Consider the following 19,416-nt stretch of genomic DNA (forward strand, 5'->3'; position numbering starts at 1 on the left):
GGGGAATGGCACGTCGCGCATGGCTTCCGCTGGTCCTGGTCCTGGTCCTGGCCGGCACCTGTCCCGCCTGGGCCGACGGCACGCTGCCGGGCAAGCTGTCGGCCGACGACCGGCAGCGGCTCGAAAGCTTCGACTCCGTGCGCGGCGAGGCGATCGGTGCCGCCCGCGAGAGCGACGACAAGGCGGCGCTGGCGACGCTCGACCAGATCCTGTCCGGCAAGCCGGAGCCCATCCGCGGCGCCACCGACCTCGCCGGCGACTGGCGCTGCCGGGTGGCGAAGCTGGGCGGCAGCGAGACTCTGCCCTTGGTGGTCTATGACTGGTTCCGCTGCCGGATCACCGACGACGGGGCCGGGCTGCGGCTGGACAAGGTCTCCGGCTCGCAGCGCACCGCCGGCACCTTCTACGACGATGCCGATGCCGAGCGGCTGACCTATGTCGGGGCGTCTTATTACGGCTACGAGGGCAAGCCGAAGCCCTATGGCAGCGACGCGGAACGCGACCAGGTCGGCTATCTGGTCCGGGTCGGGCGCGACCGGCTGCGGCTGGAATTCCCGTCGCCGCGCCTCGAATCCCAGTTCGACATCATGGAGCTGGAACGCACCCGCTGATGCGCACCCGTACTATGGGCTCGATAAATTCATCGTTACGGACGGAGAAATGCCTCTCCCGCCTGCGGGACCTTTTCAGAACAGCAACCCTTCCCTTCGTCGTCATTCCCGCGAAAAGCGGGAATCTCTTTCCGGTCAAAGCGCTATGAAATCCCACTTTCGCGGGGATGACGGGTTGGGGAATTCCGAACGTTCTGGCACGCGGGGAACACCACGCGCATGGCTCCGGCCACGGCGACCGGTCTTCCGGTCAGCCGTGCCGGTGGATGTGGGCGGGTGTCTGCAGATGGTCTGCCGGGCGTTGCGCTCGTTGTCCTGGTGGCGGCGTTCGGCGGGCGTCGGCCGATCAGGGTGGGCCGCGAGGGCGGAGCAGGATCGGGTGCGGCCGTGGCGGGCGGGCCGGTGCCGGCGGCCGGCCGGTCGTCCCCGGGCGGCGCCGGGACGAGTTCCCGGTTCCGGTTGAAGACTCGCCAGTGGCGAGGTTGTGCATGCGGCGTTCGCCCTTCGGCCCGGCGCCTGGATCACCGGTCCCGGATTTCCCCGCGGCGGGGCTGCCGGCCGGCGGGATCCCGCCGGGCGGGAGGCCGAGGGCCCGGCACAGGCTGGCGATCAGGGCTTCGATCGGCAAGGCGGTGTCGGCGAGGTCGACGTCGATGCGCTCGTCCTCGGTCAGCTTTTCCCGGAGCTCGGCGGTCAGCCGCTCCTGGGCCTCGGCGTCGGGAACCGCGGCGATGGCGGCGGCGACGCCCTGGGCCACGGCCTGGCGCCGGCCGTCCTTCTCGTTCTGCCGGGTCTGCCGCCGGAGTTCGGCCTCGCGCTGCGCCTGCTCCCGCTGCTGGCGCAGCCTGGCCTTGAGCGCGATGGCACGGCGGATGCCGAGGAACAGGCTGCTGAAGCGGGTCTCGGCGTCCCCGGCGCGGTCGAGATCGCCGGCCTTGAGGGCGGCGAGGGCCAGGGCGTGAAAGCCGCGGGCCAGCGCCTCCGCGAGCGCCATCAGCTCGGACAGCATCGCGGCCTCGTCCGCGGCCGGCGACGCGGCGGCCTGCTCTTCCCGTCGCCGGCGCAACTGGAGCGCAATGGCGCGGCGGATGGCGAGGAAGAGGGTGCTGAAGCGGGTCTCGGTCTTGCCGGCACGGTCGAGATCGCCGGCCGCGAGGGCGGCGACCGCCTCGGCCTGGAAGGTCCGGGCCAGCTCGAGGGCGAGCCTGGTCAGCCCGGACAGCACCTCGGTCTCCCGCTCGTCCGTGGACGGCGAGGCAGCGGAGGACGTCCCGACTGTGCTGGCATTGACCATTCCATATTGGAACAAAAAGGGAACATATGGTCAAGCGAAATCGCGCTCCGATTGAATCATCATCGCAACGTCCGGGGCCGGTCCCGCTGGATGGCCACGCCCCCTGCGGGGAGGTGCTGTCGCCCTTGCTACTCTCCGCCGCGGTGGCAATGGTGCTGATTACCGTCGAGGCGTTGAAGCGGCTGTCGCTTCGTTGCGTGCGGGTCCTATCATCGCCGGAGATCGGCTGAAGGGCTCGCCATGCATCGCCTCCTCGTCCTGCTCGCCCTCCTGCTCGGGCTGGGTGCTCCTGCCCTGGCCCAGGCGCCGGCCCAGCCCGGCCCGGACAAGCTGCGCAGCCTGGCCGAGCTGCTGCAGGACCCGGAGATCCGCGGCTGGCTGCAGGCCCAGGTCGCCGCGCCCGCCGCAGTCCCGGCGGAGGCCGGGCCGACCGCCGCGCCGGCGATGGCGGCGGGGATGCAGCAGAGCATGGCCGGCGGCATCGACGCGACCCGCGGCTTCCTGCGGTCGCTGATTGCGGCCGCTCCGACCCTGCCGGCGGAGCTCGCCGCCGCCTGGCGCGTCCTGACCGGACAGCTGATGGAACAGGGGCTGCTCTGGACCGTCCTGTCCCTGGCGGTCTTCGTCGGCCTCGGCTTCGGCGCAGAGAAGCTCTATTGGTGGCTGTCTGCCAGCTTCCGCCGTCGGCTGATCGGCACCCAGCTCGATACCCTGCATGGCCGGCTGCAGGCGGTGTGGCTGCGCTCGGTCTATGGCCTCGGCCTGATCTTCGTCTTCGCCCTGGCCAGCATCGGCGCCTTCCTGCTGTTCGACTGGCCGCCGTTGCTGCAGGAGATCGTGCTGGCCTACCTGCTGCTGGTGCTGATCGTCCGGGTGACGGTGGTGCTGGGGCGCATCATTCTGGCCCCGGGGGCGGAGAAGTTCCGGCTGGTGCCGATGGCGACGCCGACCGCGCATTTCTGGTTCATCTGGTCGGCGATCCTGGTCGGCTGGTTCTTCTTCGTGCAGTTCACGCTCGATGTCCTGGCGACGCTGGGGCTGCGACTGGAATCCTGGTACCTGGTCGGCCTGGCCTGCGGCGTGGTGCTGCTGGGCCTGACCCTGACCGCGTTGTGGCGCGCCCCGACCTTCGACGGGCGCGACCGGATCGGCCACGACCACCGGATCGGCACCTGGCTGCTGACCCTCTACATCGTCGGGGTCTGGCTGGCGCTGTTCACCGGCTCGGTCGCGCCCTTCTATGTCGGCGTCATCCTGTTGCTGCTGCCGATCGCGATCCGCGGCACCCATCTCGCGGTCAAGCATGTGCTGCGCCCGCCGGGCGCGGCGGCGGCGGAGGAGGTGCCCTCGGTGCTGGCGGTGTCGCTGGAGCGCGGGCTGCGCGCGCTCCTGGTGATCGGTGGGGCGCTGGCCATCGCCGGCGTGCTCAGGCTCGACCTCAGCGCCCTGACCATGCGCGACACGCTGACGACGCGGCTGCTGCGCGGCGCCATCAACGCCGCGATCGTATTCCTGGTGGCCGATTTCGCCTGGCACCTGCTGCGCGCCTGGCTGGACCAGCGCATCGTCGCCGCCAATTCGGCCGGCCATGGTACCGGCGACGACTCCCGGCGCAGCGCCCGGCTGCGCACCCTGCTGCCGATCCTGAAGAACGTGCTGTTCGTGGTGCTGGCGGTGATGGCCGGGCTGATCGCCCTGGCGGCGCTGGGGGTGGAGATCGGGCCGCTGGTCGCCGGCGCCGGGGTGGTCGGCCTCGCCGTCGGCTTCGGCGCCCAGACCCTGGTGAAGGATGTCATCTCCGGCATGTTCTTCCTGTTCGACGACGCCTTCCGGATCGGCGAGTACATCGAGAGCGGCAGCATCCGCGGTACGGTCGAAGGGTTCTCGCTGCGCTCGCTCAAGCTGCGCCACCACCGCGGCGCGCTGCACACCATCCCGTTCGGCGCGCTGGACAAGATCACCAACTATTCGCGCGACTGGGTGATCGACAAGATGACCATCAGCGTCACCTACGACACCGACCTCGACAAGATCAAGCCGATCGTCAAGGAGATCGGCAAGGCGCTGCTGGCCGATCCGGAATTCGCGCCGCACATCCTGGAGACGCTGAAGATGCAGGGGGTGGAGCAGTTCGGTGACTTCGCCGTCCAGATCCGGCTGAAGATGATGACCAAGCCGGGCGAACAGTTCGTGATCCGGCGCCGCGCCATGGCGATGCTCAAGAGAGCCTTCGACGCCAACGGCATCGCCTTCGCCTTCCCGACCGTCACCGTGGCCGGCGGCGGGGGCGCAGCGACCTCGGCCGTGGCCCAGCACGCCCTGGACCGCGCCAAGCCGGCAGAGGAGGCGCGCTGAAAGGACGGGGCTCGTTGCGTTCCTCCCCCCGCAAGCGGGACTCTTTCAGAACAGCAACTCATCCCTTTGCCGTCATTCCCGCGAAAGCGGGAATCTCTGTCCGGTCAAAGCGTCACAAGATCCCCGCTTTCGCGGGGATGACGGATTGTGGGATTTTGTGAAGGTCTCGGAGGCCTCAGAAGAACGTCGACCGGGCGCTGGCGGAATGCTCCTTCAGCACGGCGTTGCTGGCCGGGTCGATCTCCTTCAGCAGCACGTCGTAGCCCCACAGATCGGCCATGTGCTGCAGCACCTGCCTGGTGTCGTTCTCGGCCAGCAGGATGCCGTTCACCACGCTGTGGTGCACGATCAGGCGGCGGTCGCCGGCGAGGTCGACATCGACCACCTGGATGTCCGGGTCGATCCAGGCAACGTCGTAGTGGCGGGCCAGCGCCCGGCGGATCCGGCGGTAGCCGTGCTCGTCGTGGATCGCGTCCACCCGCAGCTCCGGCTGGCCGGAATCGTCCTGCAGGTGAAACATCCGCCACTGCCGGATCAGCCGCGGGCTGAGGAACTGCGACACGAAACTCTCGTCGCGATAGTTCGCCCAGATGTCCTGCAGCACGCCGGTGGCGTCGCCCTTGCCGGCGATGTCCGGGAACCACTCGCGGTCCTCGTCGGTCGGGTCGACCACAATCCGCTCGATGTCCTGCATCATCCCCAGGCCGAGGGCGTAGGGGTTGATGCCGTTATAGTGCGGGTCGTTGAACTCCGGCTGGTACACGACATTGGTGTGCGACTGCAGGAACTCCAGGAAAGCGCCGTCGTTCAGGGCGCCCTGCTCGTGCAGCGTGGTCATGATCTTGTAGTGCACCCAGCAGGCGCAGCCCTCGTTCATCACCTTGGTCTGCGACTGCGGATAGAAGTACTGCGCCACCAGCCGGACGATGCGCAGCAGCTCGCGCTGCCAGGGCTGCAACCGTGGCGCCGATTTCTCCAGGAAATAGAGGATATTCTCCTGCGGCAGCTCCAACAGGGCACGGCGGCGTTCCTCGCTCAGCACCGGCCCTGACTTGGTCGGCGCGGTCGGCAGGGTGCGCCACAGGTCGTTGAACACCTGCTCCTGGTATTGCAGCCGCTCCTTGGCCCGTCGCTCCTCGGTCTTCAGGTCCGGCCGCCGCGGCCGCGGATAGCGGTGCACGCCGTGGCTCATCAGCGCATGGGCGGCATCCAGCAGCTGCTCGACCGCCACCTGGCCGTAGCGCTCCTCGCATTGCGCGATATAGCTCTTGGCGAATTCGAGATAATCGAGGATGCCCTCGGCGTCGGTCCACTGCTTGAACAGGTAGTTGGTCTTGAAGAAGGTGTTGTGGCCGAAGGCGGCATGGGCGATCACCAGCGTCTGCAGGGTCGCGGTGTTCTCCTCCATGATGTAGCTGATGCAGGGGCTGGAATTGATCACCAGCTCATAGGCCAGGCCGCGCAGCCCCTTGCGGTACAGCACCTCGTTCTGGGCGAACTGCTTGCCGAAGGACCAGTGCTTGTAGAACAGCGGCATGCCGATCGAGGAATAGGCGTCGAGCATCTGCTCGGCGGTGATCACCTCGATCTGGTTAGGGTAGGTGTCGAGCCTCAGCTCCTTGGCCACCTGTCCGACCCGGTCGTAGATCCGCTGGATCGTGCCGAAGTCCCAGTCGGTGCCCGGGAAGAGCAGTGCATCATCCGTCATTCGGCCCCCGCGGTCTGCACGTCCCGGCGCTGGAACAGCTCGCGGAACACCGGATAGATGTCACGGCGGTGCCAGACCTTGCGCATGGCGAAGGGCGCATCAGCCTTCCGCACCCGGTCGTAGGTCTGCCACAGGTCGGTCTGGCGCGGCACCACGCCGGAGGACATCGGGTCCTCGTCGCGGCCGACCTCGAGATAGGCGAAGTACTGGCACAGCGGCAGGATCTCGTCGCCCAGCAAGGCCGCGGATTTGGCGCTGTCGCTCGACAGGTTGTCGCCGTCCGAGGCCTGGGCGGCATAGATGTTCCAGTCCTCCGGCCGATAGCGCTGGGCGACGATCGACGCCATCATCTCCAGCGCGGTGGAGACCACCGTGCCGCCGCTCTCGGTCGAGTAGAAGAACGTCTCCTCATCCACCTCCTCGGCCTGGTGGGTGTGGCGGATGAAGACGATCTCGACATGCTTGTAGCGGCGCTTGAGGAACAGGTGGAGCAGGGCGAAGAAGCGCTTCGCCAGGTCCTTCATGTGCTCGGTCATCGAGCCGGACACGTCCATCAGGCAGAACATCACCGCCTGGGCCACCGGCTTGGGCGTTGCCTCGAGCCGGCGGTAGCGCAGGTCGACCGGGTCGATATAAGGGATGCGCCGGGTGCGCCGCAGCAGATGGTCCAGCTGCTCCTGCAACTGGTCGATCTTGTCCTGGTCGGTGTCTTCCCCGCCCTCCAGCGCCGCGATCTCGGCTTCGACGTCCTTGATCTCGCCCGGCTTCGGGCGGCGCAGCGCGATTCGCCGGGACATCGCCCGCTGCATGGTCCGGGTCACCGCCAGGCTGGCCGGGGCGCCGGTGGTGGAATAGCCGGCCCGCCGCCAGCCGACGCTCTCGGACGCGACCAGCTTGCGCTTGGCCAGGTCGGGCAGCTCCAGATCGTCGAGGAAGAGCTCGAGATACTCCTCCTGCGACAGCACGAAGCGAAACTCGTCCTGGCCGTCGCCGTCAGGCGCGCCCTCGCTGCCGCCACCCCCACCGCCGCGCTTCGGCCGCTGCAGGGTGTCGCCCTCGACGAACTCCTTGTTGCCCGGCAGCACATGGTCGCGCAGGCCGCCGGAATTGGAGCGGTGCAGCCGCGGCTCGTTCACGCCGGTGACCGGGATCGAGACCTCGCCGCCCTGCTCCAGGTCCTTGATGCTGCGCTCGCGCGAGCTGTCGCGGACCGCCCGCTGAACCAGGGCCTTGGCCCGGCGCAGGAAGCGCTGGCGGTTGACGAGGCTCTTTCCCCCCGGATTGAGCCGCCGGTCGATGATGTGCATGGACATCGTGTATCGCTTCCGACCTCCGTCTTCAGCCTGCCTGCTTCACCCGCATGTACCATTCGACCAGGCGCCGGACTTGCCGCTCGGTGTAGCCGCGGCTGACCATGCGCAGGACGAACTCCTCGTGCTTCTTCTCGGTGTCGCCGTCCTTCTTCGAGCCGAAGCTGATCACCGGCAGCAGCTCCTCGACCTGGCTGAACATCCGCCGCTCGATCACGTCGCGGATCTTCTCGTAGCTGGTCCAGCTCGGGTTGCGGCCCTCGTTGCCGGCGCGGGAGCGCAGGGCGAACTTGACCACCTCGTTGCGGAAGTCCTTCGGGTTGGCGATCCCGGCCGGCTTCTCGATCTTGGTCAGCTCCTGGTTCAGCAGGTCGCGGTTCAGCAGCTGGCCGGTGTCCGGGTCCTTGAAGTCCTGGTCCTCGATCCAGGCATCGGCATAGTCGACATAGCGGTCGAACAGGTTCTGGCCGTAGTCGTGATACGATTCCAGATAGGCCTTCTGGATCTCGTGCCCGATGAACTCGGCGTAGCGCGGCGCCAGCTCGGCCTTCAGGAACTCCAGGTAGCGCTTCTCGGTCTCGGCCGGCAGCTGCTCGCGCCGCACCATCTGCTCGACCACATAGATCAGGTGCACCGGGTCGGCGGCGACCTCGTTGGTGTCGTGGTTGTAGGTCGCGGCCAGAGCCTTGAAGGCGAAGCGGGTCGAGACCCCGTCCATGCCCTCGTCGACGCCGCCGGCGTCCTTGTACTCCTGCAGGCTGCGGGCGCGGGGATCGACCTCGCGCAGGCTCTCGCCGTCATAGACCCGCATCTTGGAATAGACGTTGGAGTTCTCATGCTCGTGCAGCCGCGACAGCACCGAGAAGCGGGCCAGCATCTCCAGCGTGCCGGGGGCGCAGGGCGCGTCGGCCAGCTTCGAGCTGCGGATCAGCTTGTCGTAGATCTTCTGCTCCTCGGTCACCCGCAGGCAGTACGGCACCTTGATCACGTAGATCCGGTCGATGAAGGCTTCGTTGTTCTTGTTGTTCTTGAAGCCCTGCCACTCGGACTCGTTGGAATGCGCCATGATGATGCCGGTGAAGGGCAGGGCGCCGATGTTCTCGGTGCCGACGTAATTGGCCTCCTGCGTCGCCGTCAGCAGCGGGTGCAGCATCTTGATCGGCGCCTTGAACATCTCGACGAATTCGAGCAGGCCCTGATTGGCGCGGTTCAGGCCGCCGGAATAGCTGTAGGCGTCCGGGTCGTGCTGCGGCAGCGTCTCCAGGCTGCGGATGTCGACCTTGCCGACCAGCGAGGAGATGTCCTGGTTGTTCTCGTCGCCCGGCTCGGTCTTGGCGATGGCGATCTGGCGCAGCCGCGACGGCTGGAGCCGCACCACCTTGAAGCGCGAGATGTCGCCGCCGAACTCGTCCAGCCGTTTCAGGCACCAGGGGCTTACCAGCCCGGTCAGGCGCCGCCGCGGGATGCCGTAGCGCTCCTCGAGTTCGGCGCCCATCGTGTCGGGGTTGAACAGTCCGAGCGGGCTCTCGAAGATCGGGCTGATGTCGTCCCCGGCCTTCAGCGCGTAGATGGGGTGCACCTCCATCAGCGCCTTCAGCCGTTCGGCCAGCGAGGACTTGCCGCCGCCGACCGGGCCGAGCAGGTACAGGATCTGCTTGCGCTCCTCCAGCCCCTGGGCCGCGTGCAGCAGGAAGCTGACGATCCGCTCGATCGTCTCCTCCATGCCGTAGAACTCGGAGAAGGCCGGATAGACCCGGATGGTGCGGTTCATGAAGATCCGCCCCAGCCGGGCGTCGCGCGCGGTGTCCACGATTTCCGGCTGGCCGATGGCGTTGAGCAGCCGTTCCGGCGCGCTCGCATACATCATCGGGTCGCTGCGACACCCCTTCAGGAAGTCTTCGAGGGACATCTCCGCCGCGCGGCGGGCCTCGTAGGATTTCGCATAGCTGGTGAAGAGATCGTCGGTCGGTGCCATTGCCACCCGCCAAAGGTTGGAGGATCGAGACTCAACCTAGTCCGTCGTTTCTACCGCAGCTCCTGGGCGTTTGTTGCCGGCCCATGATGGTCCGGGATTTGCGGCGAGATTCGGGTGGCCGATGGGGTCCTGCACCATCCCTCCCGCCCGCAGGCCCGCGGAGGGCTGCGCAGTCGGGAACCGGATGAGGCGCAATATCTGACACTACCCCTTCTCCACCGCTCGCTCTGGTTATCAATATAGGATCGAAACTGACCGATAATACTACTGCCTTAATTTTTATCTGGTCCCGGTGCCTCGTCGATCGAGGTCTTGGCGCGGCCTGTCATCCAGGCCCCACGTCGCATCAGTGGTACCAGGGTATGCCCAGTTCGCGAGAAAGGCGATGCGGCTTTTCAACCGACTCGCCCTAAGCATGATATATGTCGCTGCATGATCGAAAAAGCCGATCGATTCGGCATTTACACATCGTCGGAACGATTGATCACAGGGTGCGCGAGGCCTGCGCCGCGGTCGCCATGACGCCCGTGGCCGCCATGGACTCGGATACCGATTCGCGTGCAGGTGGCCCGTCCGGCTGCGCTGAGAGCGTCGCATGACTCTGGAGCAGCTCCGGATCTTCGTCGCCGTCGCCGAGCATCTGCACGTCACCCGTGCGGCGCAGGCGCTGAACCTGACCCAGTCCGCCGCCAGCGCTGCGATCCAGGCGCTGGAGGCGCGCCATGCCACCAAGCTGTTCCACCGGGTCGGCCGCGGCATCGCCCTGACCGATGCCGGAACCGCCTTCCTGCCGGAGGCGCGGGCGGTGCTGGCCCGCGCCGCCCTGGCCGAGCGCGCGCTCGACGACCTGTCCGGGCTGCGCCGCGGCCTGCTGGCGCTGCACGCCAGCCAGACCATCGGAAACTATTGGCTGCCGGCGCTCATGCACCGGTTCCGGACGGTGCATCCCGGGCTGCAGCTCGACCTCACCATCGGCAACACCACCCAGGTGGCCGAGGCGGTGCGCGAGGGCCGGGCCGATATCGGCTTCGTCGAGGGCGATCTCGACCTCGCCGGCTTCGAGCATGCCAGCGTGCCGGGCGACCGGCTGGTGCTGGTGGTCGGGGCCGGCCATCCCTGGGCCGGGGAGAGGATGATCGCGCCGGCCCGCTTCGGCGACAGCGCCTGGGTGCTGCGCGAGCGCGGCTCCGGCACCCGCCAGGTGTTCGAATCGGCCCTAGGGCGGCTCGGCGTCGACCCCGCCACCCTGCCGGTGGCGCTCGAGCTCGCCAGCAACGAGGCGGTACGGGCGGCGATCGAGGCGGGGGCAGGGGCGGGGGTGCTGTCCAGCCTGTCGGTCGAATCGGGGCTGCGCTTCGGCACGCTGCACCAGCTCGACCCGCCGTTCCCGGCCCGTCGCTTCCGGGTGCTGCGCCACCCGGACCACTACCGCAGCAAGGCGGTGGAGGCCTTCCTCGACATGCTGGATCTCGGCTAGGCGGGGGGTGCCGCGCCGCGGACCCTCCATGCCGGATCGGCATGCCGGCGGGGTTTAGCCCTTCGCCTGCTGCGCCGTGGCGCGGATCTGGCTCAGGCTGGCGCGCGGGGTGATCGCCTCGGGGTCCAGCTTGATCCAGATCAGGGCCGGCCGGCCGGCGGCGACCGCGCGCTCGAAGGCCGGCGCGAACTCCTCGGTCCGGTGCACCGTCTCGGCATGGGCGCCATAGGCCAGGGCCAGCTGCGCGAAATCCGGGTTCTGCAGGCCGGTGCCGCTGATCCGGGCCGGATAGTCCCGCTCCTGGTGCATGCGGATGGTGCCGTACATGCCGTTGTCGATCACCAGGAACACCACGGCGGCGTTGTACTGTGCCGCGGTCGCCAGCTCCTGCCCGTTCATCAGGAAGCAGCCGTCGCCGGCGGCGGCGATCACCACCCGCTCCGGATGCTGCAGCTTGGCGGCGACGCCAGCCGGCACGCCGTAGCCCATCGACCCGTTGGTCGGCGCCAGCTGGGTGCGCCAGCCGCGGTAGCGGTAGAAGCGGTGGAACCAGGTGGCGTAGTTGCCGGCGCCGTTGCAGATCATGGCATCGGCCGGCAGCCGGTCGACCAGCCAGCGCACGATCTCCGACATCTGCACCGAACCGGGCGACACCACCGGCTGCTGCCACGCCTCGTAATCGGCGCGGGCGCCGCGCACCCAGTCCTGCCGGGCCTGCAGGTCGCCGGCCGGGGCCAGGCCAGCCAGCGCCGCGGCGACGGCGGCGGAGTTGGCATTGATCGCCAGCTCCGGCTGGTACACCCGGCCCAGTTCTTCCGCCCCGGCATGGATGTGCACCAGCCGTTGCGCCGGCACCGGCAGGTTCAGAAGGGTGTAGCCGCCGGTGGTCATCTCGCCCAGCCGGGCGCCCAGCACGACGAGCAGGTCGGTGGTCTTCACCCGCTCGGCCAGCTTCGGGTTCGGGCCGATGCCGACGTCGCCGGCATAGTGGGTGTGGTCGTTGTCGACGTAGTCCTGGCAGCGGAAGGAGACGGTCAGCGGCACCTCCCAGGCTTCGGCGAAGGCCTGGATGTCGGCGCGGGCCTGGGCGCTCCATCCGCCGCCGCCGATCAGCAGCAGCGGCCGCTTCGCCTCGGCCAGCAGGTCGCGCAGCCGGGCCAGGGCCCCGACCCCGATGCCGGTCTCGACCGGGACGGCGGGGCGGGCGTCCGGCGCGTCGGTCTCTTCGACCAGCATGTCCTCCGGCAACGCCAGCACCACCGGGCCCGGGCGGCCGGAAGTCGCCGTATAGAAGGCGCGGGAGACCAATTCCGGCACCCGGTCGGCGTCGTCGATCTGCGCCGCCCATTTGGTCATCGATCCGAACACCTTGCGGACATCGACCTCCTGGAAGGCTTCGCGCTCGAACATGTCGCGGCCGACCTGGCCCATGAACACAATCACCGGCGACGAGTCCTGCTGCGCCACATGGATGCCGACCGAGGCGTTGGTGATGCCCGGGCCGCGGGTGACGAAGCAGATGCCGGGCTTGCCGGTGGCCTTGGCATAGGCGTCGGCCATGTAGGCGGCGCCGCCTTCCTGGCGGCAGACCACCAGCTTGATCTCCGGCACGTCGTGCAGCGCGTCGAGCACCGCCAGGTAGCTCTCGCCCGGGACGCAGAAGATGGTGTCGACGCCGTTCAGGCGCAGGGTGTCGACCAGGGCGCGGGCTGCGGTGCGGGACATGATGGGGCGACCGTTTCTTATGGGCGTTGCGGCTGCCGGTCTAGCATGCGGCTTGCGCCCGTCCAACCCGCCCCGGTCTTGCCGCCTTGCCGCCCTCGTGCTCTAACGACGCCGTCCCCCGCGACGAGCCGTGTCCATGAGCCTCGAGACCCTCGCCGACCATGCTTTCGCTCCCGTGGCCCTGGCCCTGGAGGACGGCCGGATTCCGGGTGCGGCACTGGGCATCGCCACGGCGGACGGCCAGCGCGCGCTGCGCTGGGGCGGCGTCGCCACCACTTTGCCGAAGCCGGAGCCGCTGGCGCGCGACACTTGGTTCGACCTCGCCAGCCTGACCAAGGTCATCGTCACGGTGACCGAGATCCTGCGGCTGGTGGAGGAGGGGGTGCTGGACCTCGACGACCCGCTGGCCAAGCATTTGCCGGATGCGGCGCCGCTGCACGGCGCCATCACGCTGCGCCGGCTGATCGACCATTCCAGCGGCCTGCCGGCGCAGGAGCGGATCTATCTCTGGCCCGGCCCGGCCGACCAGCGCCGTACCGCGGTGATCCGCAAGCACTGGCCGGTGAAGGCCGAGCCCGTCTATTCCGACATCAACTACATGCTGCTCGGCTTCGTGGTCGAACGCTGGCGCGGCGTCGCCTTCAACCAGCTGCCGGTCGGCACCGGCCTGTCCTTCACCCCGGTGCCGGCGCAGTCGGCGGCGACCGAGGTCTGCTCGGTCCGCAATCGCCTGCTGCGCGGCGAGGTGCATGACGAGAACGCCTGGTCGCTGGGCGGCGCCGCCGGCCATGCCGGGCTGTTCGGCACCGTGCGCGGCGTGCTCGACTTCGCGCTGGAGTTGCTGCGCGGCCGGCTGCTGAGCCCGGCGGCGATGGTCGAGCTGTGCGCGCCGCAATCGATCCCCGGCCGGGCGCTGGGGTGGGAGCGGCGCCACCCCGGCTGGAAGGGCGGCAGCCTGTGCTCGCCGCGCACCATCGGCCATCTCGGCTTCACCGGCACCGGGCTGTGGATCGACCTCGACCGCGGCATTGCCTGGACGCTGCTGACCAACCGGGTGCATCCCAGCCGCGAGGTCGACACCGGCATCCAGGACCTGCGCCTGTCGGTCGGCAACCGCATCGCCGCCCGCTGGCGCGACTGGGCCTGACGGTCCCGCGATTTCCGATCATCAGGGTCCCGTGCCCCAAACCAACGGATAGGTTGGAACTCGCGGCGGGGGATTCCATTCTATGAACCGTAGCGCCGGACCTGAGTCAGGGCCGGATCGCTCCCCAAAACGAGGAGAAGGGTGATGAGCAAGGCCTCCAATACACCGGTCGTGGACGCGCTGAAGCAGGTGCTGGCCGATACCTACGCCCTCCAGATCAAGACCCAGAACTATCACTGGAACGTGGAAGGCCCGCAGTTCCGCTCGCTGCACCTGATGTTCGAGGACCAGTACAAGGAGCTGTTCGCGGCGGTGGACGAGGTGGCGGAGCGGATCCGCGCCCTGGGCGAGCCTGCGCCGGGCAGCTTCAAGGCCTTCTCCGAGCTGACCAAGGTGTCGCCGCCCAAGGACGGGATCGAGGGCTCGGCCATGGTCAAGGACCTGCTCAAGAGCCATGAGCTATTGTCGGAGCAGGCCAAGGCCGCCCTGGCGGTCGGCGAGAAGGCGGGCGACGATTCGACCGTCGACCTGCTGACCGACCGGATCACCTATCACGACAAGACCGCCTGGATGCTGCGCTCCACCGCGGCGTAAGCAGCCCGGCATCGGTCGGAGACGAAAGGCTCGGATCAGAAGGTCCGGGCCTTTTCTGTTGTAGCCGATCTTCCGACCATCGGCATGCTGGGCGGAGCGGGGGGCGTGATGCGGCGTGCGTCGATTTGTGGATTTCTGATGCTGGCGGCGCTGGCGGAGCCGACACGCCTCGCCGCCGCAGCGCCGGCTGACCCTGTGGATTGTCGGGTCTACTCATACAGCGACCAGCGGGATTTGCTGGTCCGGAAGCTCGGGCAGGACGGGTATTCGGCCGAGCAGTCGAAATTCCTGATGTGGCTGTCCGACCTGAAGGCCCGCAGCATCAAGCAAAGCTGCCTGACCGATGAGGGCCGGCAATGCGGGGCGGGCGGCATCAAGGGGATGATGCTGGAGTGCACTCGGAAGCTTCTCGACGAGGCCGTGGCCAAGGCCGGGATGACGCCGGCCTCGCCGGGGTTGGATCAAATAAAGCCGACGGCCCTGTATGGCAGGACCCAGTTTGCGGTTCGCGAGCTGTTGGCCCTGTCGATGATGGAGGCGTGCTCCGCCAGCGCTAAGGAGCGGTTCTTCAGCACGCCTCAGAGGGGCGATTGCCTGACGGACGTGAACGCCACGCCACCCTGACGGGCGCTGTGGCGCCCGTCTTGCCGGAGAACGAGGTGTCGGGCTTCGGGCGGGACCTCGCCGCTACAGCACGAAATCGGCGGCAGTCAGCGCGGTCGCCGTGACCACGTCGATCGCCATGTCCGCGACTTGGTCGCCCTCGCGGTCGCCATAGACCGTGGTCACGCCGCCATCCGCGACCACGATCAGCTCGCCGGCGAGGCCGGTGAAGGCGCCGCTCCCGGTGAAGGTGAACCTGCCGTTCCAGGAGCCGTCGGCGCCGATGCTGTGCAGGTTGATGCTGTCCCCCTCGGCCGCGGAGAAATCCTCGATCCGATCGCGCCCGGCGGCGTCCACGGTGCTGTCGCTGAACGCCCGGTAGATGAACCTGTCGGCACCGGCGCCGCCGGTCAGCACATCCGCGCCATACTCGGCGTCCATGCGGTCGTCGCCGCTGCCGCCGAGAAGCGTGTCGTCGCCGCCGGCGGCGACCAGCCAATCCGCGCCGTCCCCGCCTTCCATGCGGTTCGCGGCCCCGGTGCCGCCGAGCGTGTCGTCGAAGGCAGACCCGATCAGGTTCTCGACCTCCCGGATCTCGCAGGTCCGATAGGTCGGTTCGCCGCCGATCCGGACATGCACCCCGGCCGTCGCGTCGGCGAAGGTGACCGTGTCGATGCCGTCCCCGCCGATCAGCAGGTCCTTGCCGCCATGGCCGTCGAGCAGGTCGTCGCCGGCCTGGCCATAGAGGATATTGACCCCGGCATCGCCCGACAGCACGTCGCCATGGGCCGACCCGCGGAGATTCGCGATTCCGGCATAAGTGTCGCCCGCCGCATCGCCGCCCGACGCGGCACCGGTCGCGAGATCGATCGTCACCGCGGCGGCCGAATGCCGGTAGGACGCCACGTTGCTGCCGGCGCCGCCGTCGAGCGTGTCGGCCCCCGCTCCGCCTTCGAGGATGTCGTTCCCGGCGTCGCCGAGCAGGGTGTCGGCGCCGGTGCCGCCATAGAGCGCGTCGCTGCCGTCCCCGCCGGAGAGCGCGTCGTCGCCCGCCGCGCCCTGGATCCGGTCGCCGCCGCCGCTGCCGGTCAGGGTGTCGTCATGGGCCGATCCGAGCACCCTCTCGATCCCGGTCAGGACGTCGCCGAGCGCGTCGCCCGCGCTGCCTGTTCCGGTCGCGAGATCGACGCTCACCCCGGTCGCGCTGGTGTGGTACGAGGCCCAGTCCGCCTGATCGGCGCCGCCCACCAGCGTGTCGGCGCCCGGGCCACCGACCAGGATGTCGTCGCCCCAGCTGCCCTCGAGCCGGTCGTCGCCGCTGTGGCCGTAGAGCACGTCGTTGCCGACGCCGCCCAGGAGGGTGTTCGCCCCGGTGTCGCCGGCCAGCCTGTCGTCGTAGTAGGACCCCGTCAGCCCTTCGATGCCGCTGAAACTATCGCCCTCGGCATCCCCGCCGGTCGCGGTCCCGGGCAGCAGGCTGACGGAAACGCCGCCGCCGGATTGCTGATAGGACAGCATGTCGATCCCGGCCCCGCCCTCGACCCGGTCGGCGCCCGCGACGCCGTCGAGCGTGTCGTCGCCGCCATAGCCGTAGATCGAATCGTCGGTCTCGGTGCCGGTCAGGATATCGTCCTGCTCGGTCCCTTCGATAATCGCCATGCCGGTCCTCCCTTCGCAGGGCAGCGCCGGATATCATGAGACCCCAGCGCCGCTGAAATCCTCGGAGAGGATTTTGCAGAAGATTCTGCCAGGAGTCTTGAACTTAAATTCTTTCGACGGGGATCGGTAATTCTGTATCGAACAGGTTCTGCGACGACGCTCGGACGTTTCGACTGAGCGCCTCTCCTCCGGACTCTCGGCTGCGGCGGAGAGCGCCTGGCGGCGGTCGCGGGCGAGCTTGGGGCGACATTCCCAGGGAAATGCTGTTTCATGCATATCCGCATACGATCGTCGGAAGGGGGAATTGATGGTCGATATCGCCAAAGGAGCCGGCAGCACGCCGGCCGTGGAGCCGAGCCTGCATCGGGTGATGGGGCCCTGGCTGCTGCTGCTGTTCATCGTCGGCGACATCCTCGGCACCGGCATCTACGCCCTGACCGGGCAGGTGGCGAAGCAGGTCGGCGGCGTGGTCTGGCTGCCCTTCCTGGTGGCCTTCGCCGTCGCCCTGGTCACCGCCTTCAGCTATCTCGAGCTGGTGACCAAGTACCCGCGCGCCGCCGGGGCTGCGCTGTACACACACAAGGCGTTCGGCATCCATTTCATCACCTTCATCGTCGCCTTCGCGGTGATGTGCTCGGGCATCACCTCGGCCTCCACCGCCTCGCGCGCCTTCGCCGCCAACCTGTCGAGCGCCTTCAACCTTGGCCTGGGGGGCGGCGGCATCACCCTGATCGCCCTGGGCTTCATGGCGGTGGTCGCGGTCGTCAACTTCCGCGGCGTCGGCGAAAGCGTGAAGGCCAATGTCGTGCTGACCCTGGTCGAGCTGACCGGCCTGCTGATCATCATCTGCATCGGGCTGTGGGCAATCGGGATGGGCCAGGGCGACGTCTCGCGCGTCACCCAGTTCGCCACCACCGACCGCGGCGTGTTCTGGTCGGTGATCGCGGCCACCACCCTGGCCTTCTTCGCCATGGTCGGCTTCGAGGATTCGGTCAACATGGCCGAGGAGTGCCGCGAGCCGAGCAGCATCTTCCCGAAGGTGCTGCTGGCCGGGTTGTTCATCACCGGCGCGATCTACGTGCTGGTCTCGATCTCCGCCATCACCCTGGTGTCGCCGGAGCAACTGGGCGAGGGCGAGACGCCGCTGCTCCAGGTGGTACAGGCCGGCGCCCCCGGCTTTCCGCTGGAGATCTTCGGCTTCATCACCATGTTCGCGGTCGCCAACAGCGCCCTGATCAACATGCTGATGGCCAGCCGCCTGGTCTACGGCATGAGCCGCGAGCGGGTGCTGCCCGGCGTTCTGGGCAAGGTCCATGCCACGCGGCGCACGCCCTATCTCGCCATCGGCTTCACCACCCTCCTGGCCTTCGGCCTGATCGGCTTCGTCGGCGGCGTGCCGGCGCTGGGCGGCACCACGGCGCTGCTGCTGCTCTGCGTCTTCACCGTGGTCAATGTCGCCGTGCTGGTGCTGCGCCGCGACCCGGTCGAGCACAGCCATTTCCGCACCCCGACCGTCCTGCCGGTGGTGGGCGCCGTGACCTGCGCCTTCCTCGCCGGCCCCTGGACCGGGCGGGCGATGGAGCAGTACGCAATCGCCGGGGTGCTGCTGGCGATCGGCGTCGGGCTGTGGGTCGTGACCGTGCTGGTCAACCGCGCCACCGGCCAGACCGCCGCGGACCCGGCGATGGAGGATCTCGGCGGGGACGGGGCGGTCAACTGAGGCCGGCTGGGCTCAAGGGGTAAGCGGTCCCCGTCGCAGGTCGAAGCCCTTGGCGGCGACCGCTTTCGCTACCGCGTCGGAGACGGCTTCGGTCGCCGCCCTGGTCTGCTCGAAGGTCGCTGTGTAGAGGACGCGCAGCAGCGCGGTCTGCAGATGCAGGGCGTAGCCGAGGTCGCTGCGCTCCTCCGGCGTCATTCCGGCCACCGCCGGATCGCAGCGCAGCGCGGCGCGCAGCCGGGCCGCGAGCGGGCCGAGCCGGGCCTTGGCCGTCGCGACCGCCGGATTGGTGTCCGGCCATCCCAGCAGCGAGAACACGGTCAGGGTTGGGGCATGCCGGTCGTTGGTCGCGATCTCCTGCAGGCTCTGCCAGTAGACGGCGGCGGAATCGGCCAGGTCCTCGGCCTGCAGCCCCAGGGCCTTCATCGGCGCCGCGTCGGTGGCGATCGCATCGTGGACCGTCGCGACCCGATAGGCGCGGGCGGCGGCGTCTGCGGCCGCCCGGTCGGCCAGGGCGGTCAGCGCGATCAGATGCTGCCAGGCGCCGCGGCTGCGGCTGTCGTCATGATCGAAGGCCAGCGCCGCGCCCGGCGCCGGCGACCCGGCGGGGCAGGCGGTGCAGCCCTCCACGGTGCAGGCGGCCTTCAGGGCGGGGACGCCGGCCGGGCCGACCAGCGTCGCCTCCGCCGCGTCCATCACGGCGTCGATCGTGGCGGCACGCGCCGCGACGAGAGGGGCCGGGGCGAAGGGCAGGGCGAGCATCGCCAGGGCGAGAGCGAGGAAAYGCGGCCTCATAGAGCCTCCTGGATCGGATTCGCCGCCATTCTGCGGCCGATCGATGACAGGATGGTGGCAGCCGCCTAGGACGGCTCGTCCGGCGCGGCGGCGAGGAAGTCGCCGAGCCGGTCGAGCTTGCGATCCCAGCTCAGCCGCCGCTCGCTGAGCCATTGCTCGGCCGTGTGCAGCGCCTCCGGCTGGATCCGGCAGGTGCGCACGCGGCCGACCTTCTCCGACCGCACCAGGCCGCTGGCCTCCAGCACCGCCAGGTGCTGGACCACGGCCGACAGCGACATCGCGAAGGGCTTCGCCAGCTCGCTGACCGAGGCCGGGCCGCGGCTCAGCCGCTCCACCATCACCCGCCGGCTGGGGTCGGCCAGGGCCTGGAACATCAGGTCGAGCGGCTGCGGATGCTGAAGCATATGCTTCAGTACGCCCGATCGGCCGGTACCGGCAAGGTGCCG

The 19,416-nt window shown here is 68.8% G+C and carries 15 protein-coding genes; 7 read left to right on the forward strand and 8 right to left on the reverse strand.

Going from position 1 to position 19,416, the window contains the following annotated elements; translation table 11 throughout:
• Window positions 1-5 precede the first annotated feature (5 nt).
• Complete coding sequence (locus tag AB4Z01_RS01995; RefSeq protein ID WP_441689978.1) at window positions 6-611, forward strand: DUF4893 domain-containing protein; 606 nt, start codon at window positions 6-8, stop codon at window positions 609-611.
• Between the two features lie 346 nt (window positions 612-957).
• On the opposite strand, the gene AB4Z01_RS02000 is transcribed toward AB4Z01_RS01995, so the two are convergent.
• Window positions 958-1,836, reverse strand: coding sequence for a hypothetical protein (locus tag AB4Z01_RS02000; protein ID WP_441689981.1), 879 nt, complete (start codon window positions 1,834-1,836; stop codon window positions 958-960).
• A 309-nt stretch (window positions 1,837-2,145) separates the two neighbouring features.
• Here AB4Z01_RS02000 and AB4Z01_RS02005 point away from each other — a divergent pair, with 309 nt between their 5' ends.
• Window positions 2,146-4,260 (forward strand): mechanosensitive ion channel domain-containing protein, encoded by a 2,115-nt coding sequence (locus AB4Z01_RS02005; RefSeq protein ID WP_441689984.1) that lies wholly within the window; start codon window positions 2,146-2,148, stop codon window positions 4,258-4,260.
• Between the two features lie 175 nt (window positions 4,261-4,435).
• Here the strand turns inward: AB4Z01_RS02005 and AB4Z01_RS02010 are convergent, their stop codons facing one another.
• From AB4Z01_RS02010 to AB4Z01_RS02020, 3 genes are read right to left on the reverse strand one after another with little or no spacing between them, the layout of a single operon-like run.
• Window positions 4,436-5,968, reverse strand: coding sequence for a SpoVR family protein (locus tag AB4Z01_RS02010; RefSeq protein ID WP_441689987.1), 1,533 nt, complete (start codon window positions 5,966-5,968; stop codon window positions 4,436-4,438).
• Window positions 5,965-7,275, reverse strand: a complete 1,311-nt coding sequence (locus tag AB4Z01_RS02015; protein ID WP_429232468.1) for a YeaH/YhbH family protein — start codon at window positions 7,273-7,275, stop codon at window positions 5,965-5,967. Before AB4Z01_RS02015 ends, AB4Z01_RS02010 begins: the two co-directional genes overlap by 4 nt.
• 31 nt (window positions 7,276-7,306) lie before the next feature.
• Window positions 7,307-9,253 (reverse strand): PrkA family serine protein kinase, encoded by a 1,947-nt coding sequence (locus AB4Z01_RS02020; RefSeq protein WP_441689990.1) that lies wholly within the window; start codon window positions 9,251-9,253, stop codon window positions 7,307-7,309.
• Window positions 9,254-9,848: 595 nt separating this feature from the next.
• Between AB4Z01_RS02020 and AB4Z01_RS02025 the strand changes: the two genes are divergently transcribed.
• Entirely contained in the window at window positions 9,849-10,730 is an 882-nt protein-coding gene (locus tag AB4Z01_RS02025) for a LysR family transcriptional regulator (protein ID WP_441689993.1), read from the forward strand.
• A gap of 54 nt (window positions 10,731-10,784) precedes the next feature.
• On the opposite strand, the gene AB4Z01_RS02030 is transcribed toward AB4Z01_RS02025, so the two are convergent.
• Complete coding sequence (locus AB4Z01_RS02030; RefSeq protein WP_441689996.1) at window positions 10,785-12,455, reverse strand: thiamine pyrophosphate-binding protein; 1,671 nt, start codon at window positions 12,453-12,455, stop codon at window positions 10,785-10,787.
• A 136-nt stretch (window positions 12,456-12,591) separates the two neighbouring features.
• Here AB4Z01_RS02030 and AB4Z01_RS02035 point away from each other — a divergent pair, with 136 nt between their 5' ends.
• From AB4Z01_RS02035 to AB4Z01_RS02045, 3 genes are all read left to right on the forward strand, one after another.
• A complete protein-coding gene (locus tag AB4Z01_RS02035) occupies window positions 12,592-13,602 on the forward strand; it encodes a serine hydrolase domain-containing protein (RefSeq protein ID WP_441689999.1) in 1,011 nt (336 codons plus the stop codon).
• Window positions 13,603-13,746: 144 nt separating this feature from the next.
• Window positions 13,747-14,196: a Dps family protein gene (locus AB4Z01_RS02040; protein WP_441690002.1), complete on the forward strand. Its 450-nt coding sequence runs from the start codon at window positions 13,747-13,749 to the stop codon at window positions 14,194-14,196.
• 138 nt (window positions 14,197-14,334) lie between these two features.
• Window positions 14,335-14,820 carry a hypothetical protein gene (locus AB4Z01_RS02045; RefSeq protein ID WP_441690005.1) on the forward strand — a complete coding sequence of 162 codons (486 nt, stop codon included), beginning with the start codon at window positions 14,335-14,337 and terminating at the stop codon, window positions 14,818-14,820.
• Between the two features lie 63 nt (window positions 14,821-14,883).
• On the opposite strand, the gene AB4Z01_RS02050 is transcribed toward AB4Z01_RS02045, so the two are convergent.
• Complete coding sequence (locus AB4Z01_RS02050) at window positions 14,884-16,458, reverse strand: calcium-binding protein (protein ID WP_441690007.1); 1,575 nt, start codon at window positions 16,456-16,458, stop codon at window positions 14,884-14,886.
• A gap of 307 nt (window positions 16,459-16,765) precedes the next feature.
• On the opposite strand from AB4Z01_RS02050, the gene AB4Z01_RS02055 reads away from it, so the two are divergent.
• Window positions 16,766-18,178, forward strand: coding sequence for an APC family permease (locus AB4Z01_RS02055; RefSeq protein ID WP_441690009.1), 1,413 nt, complete (start codon window positions 16,766-16,768; stop codon window positions 18,176-18,178).
• Window positions 18,179-18,190: 12 nt separating this feature from the next.
• Here the strand turns inward: AB4Z01_RS02055 and AB4Z01_RS02060 are convergent, their stop codons facing one another.
• Window positions 18,191-18,970: a hypothetical protein gene (locus AB4Z01_RS02060; protein ID WP_441690011.1), complete on the reverse strand. Its 780-nt coding sequence runs from the start codon at window positions 18,968-18,970 to the stop codon at window positions 18,191-18,193.
• A 65-nt stretch (window positions 18,971-19,035) separates the two neighbouring features.
• Window positions 19,036-19,374 carry an ArsR/SmtB family transcription factor gene (locus AB4Z01_RS02065; RefSeq protein WP_441690014.1) on the reverse strand — a complete coding sequence of 113 codons (339 nt, stop codon included), beginning with the start codon at window positions 19,372-19,374 and terminating at the stop codon, window positions 19,036-19,038.
• Between the last annotated feature and the right edge of the window lie 42 nt (window positions 19,375-19,416).

The sequence above is a fragment of the Inquilinus sp. YAF38 genome (assembly GCF_052113205.1).
Classification (GTDB): domain Bacteria; phylum Pseudomonadota; class Alphaproteobacteria; order DSM-16000; family Inquilinaceae; genus Inquilinus.

Coding starts and splice junctions, on each gene's coding strand:
- AB4Z01_RS02055 (WP_441690009.1), top strand. CDS start 16,766: ATGGTCGATATCGCCAAAGGAGCCGGCAGCACGCCGGCCGTGGAGCCG.
- AB4Z01_RS02010 (WP_441689987.1), bottom strand. CDS start 5,968: ATGACGGATGATGCACTGCTCTTCCCGGGCACCGACTGGGACTTCGGC.
- AB4Z01_RS02040 (WP_441690002.1), top strand. CDS start 13,747: ATGAGCAAGGCCTCCAATACACCGGTCGTGGACGCGCTGAAGCAGGTG.
- AB4Z01_RS01995 (WP_441689978.1), top strand. CDS start 6: ATGGCACGTCGCGCATGGCTTCCGCTGGTCCTGGTCCTGGTCCTGGCC.
- AB4Z01_RS02030 (WP_441689996.1), bottom strand. CDS start 12,455: ATGTCCCGCACCGCAGCCCGCGCCCTGGTCGACACCCTGCGCCTGAAC.
- AB4Z01_RS02020 (WP_441689990.1), bottom strand. CDS start 9,253: ATGGCACCGACCGACGATCTCTTCACCAGCTATGCGAAATCCTACGAG.
- AB4Z01_RS02065 (WP_441690014.1), bottom strand. CDS start 19,374: ATGCTTCAGCATCCGCAGCCGCTCGACCTGATGTTCCAGGCCCTGGCC.
- AB4Z01_RS02005 (WP_441689984.1), top strand. CDS start 2,146: ATGCATCGCCTCCTCGTCCTGCTCGCCCTCCTGCTCGGGCTGGGTGCT.
- AB4Z01_RS02015 (WP_429232468.1), bottom strand. CDS start 7,275: ATGCACATCATCGACCGGCGGCTCAATCCGGGGGGAAAGAGCCTCGTC.
- AB4Z01_RS02035 (WP_441689999.1), top strand. CDS start 12,592: ATGAGCCTCGAGACCCTCGCCGACCATGCTTTCGCTCCCGTGGCCCTG.
- AB4Z01_RS02050 (WP_441690007.1), bottom strand. CDS start 16,458: ATGGCGATTATCGAAGGGACCGAGCAGGACGATATCCTGACCGGCACC.
- AB4Z01_RS02025 (WP_441689993.1), top strand. CDS start 9,849: ATGACTCTGGAGCAGCTCCGGATCTTCGTCGCCGTCGCCGAGCATCTG.
- AB4Z01_RS02045 (WP_441690005.1), top strand. CDS start 14,335: ATGCTGGCGGCGCTGGCGGAGCCGACACGCCTCGCCGCCGCAGCGCCG.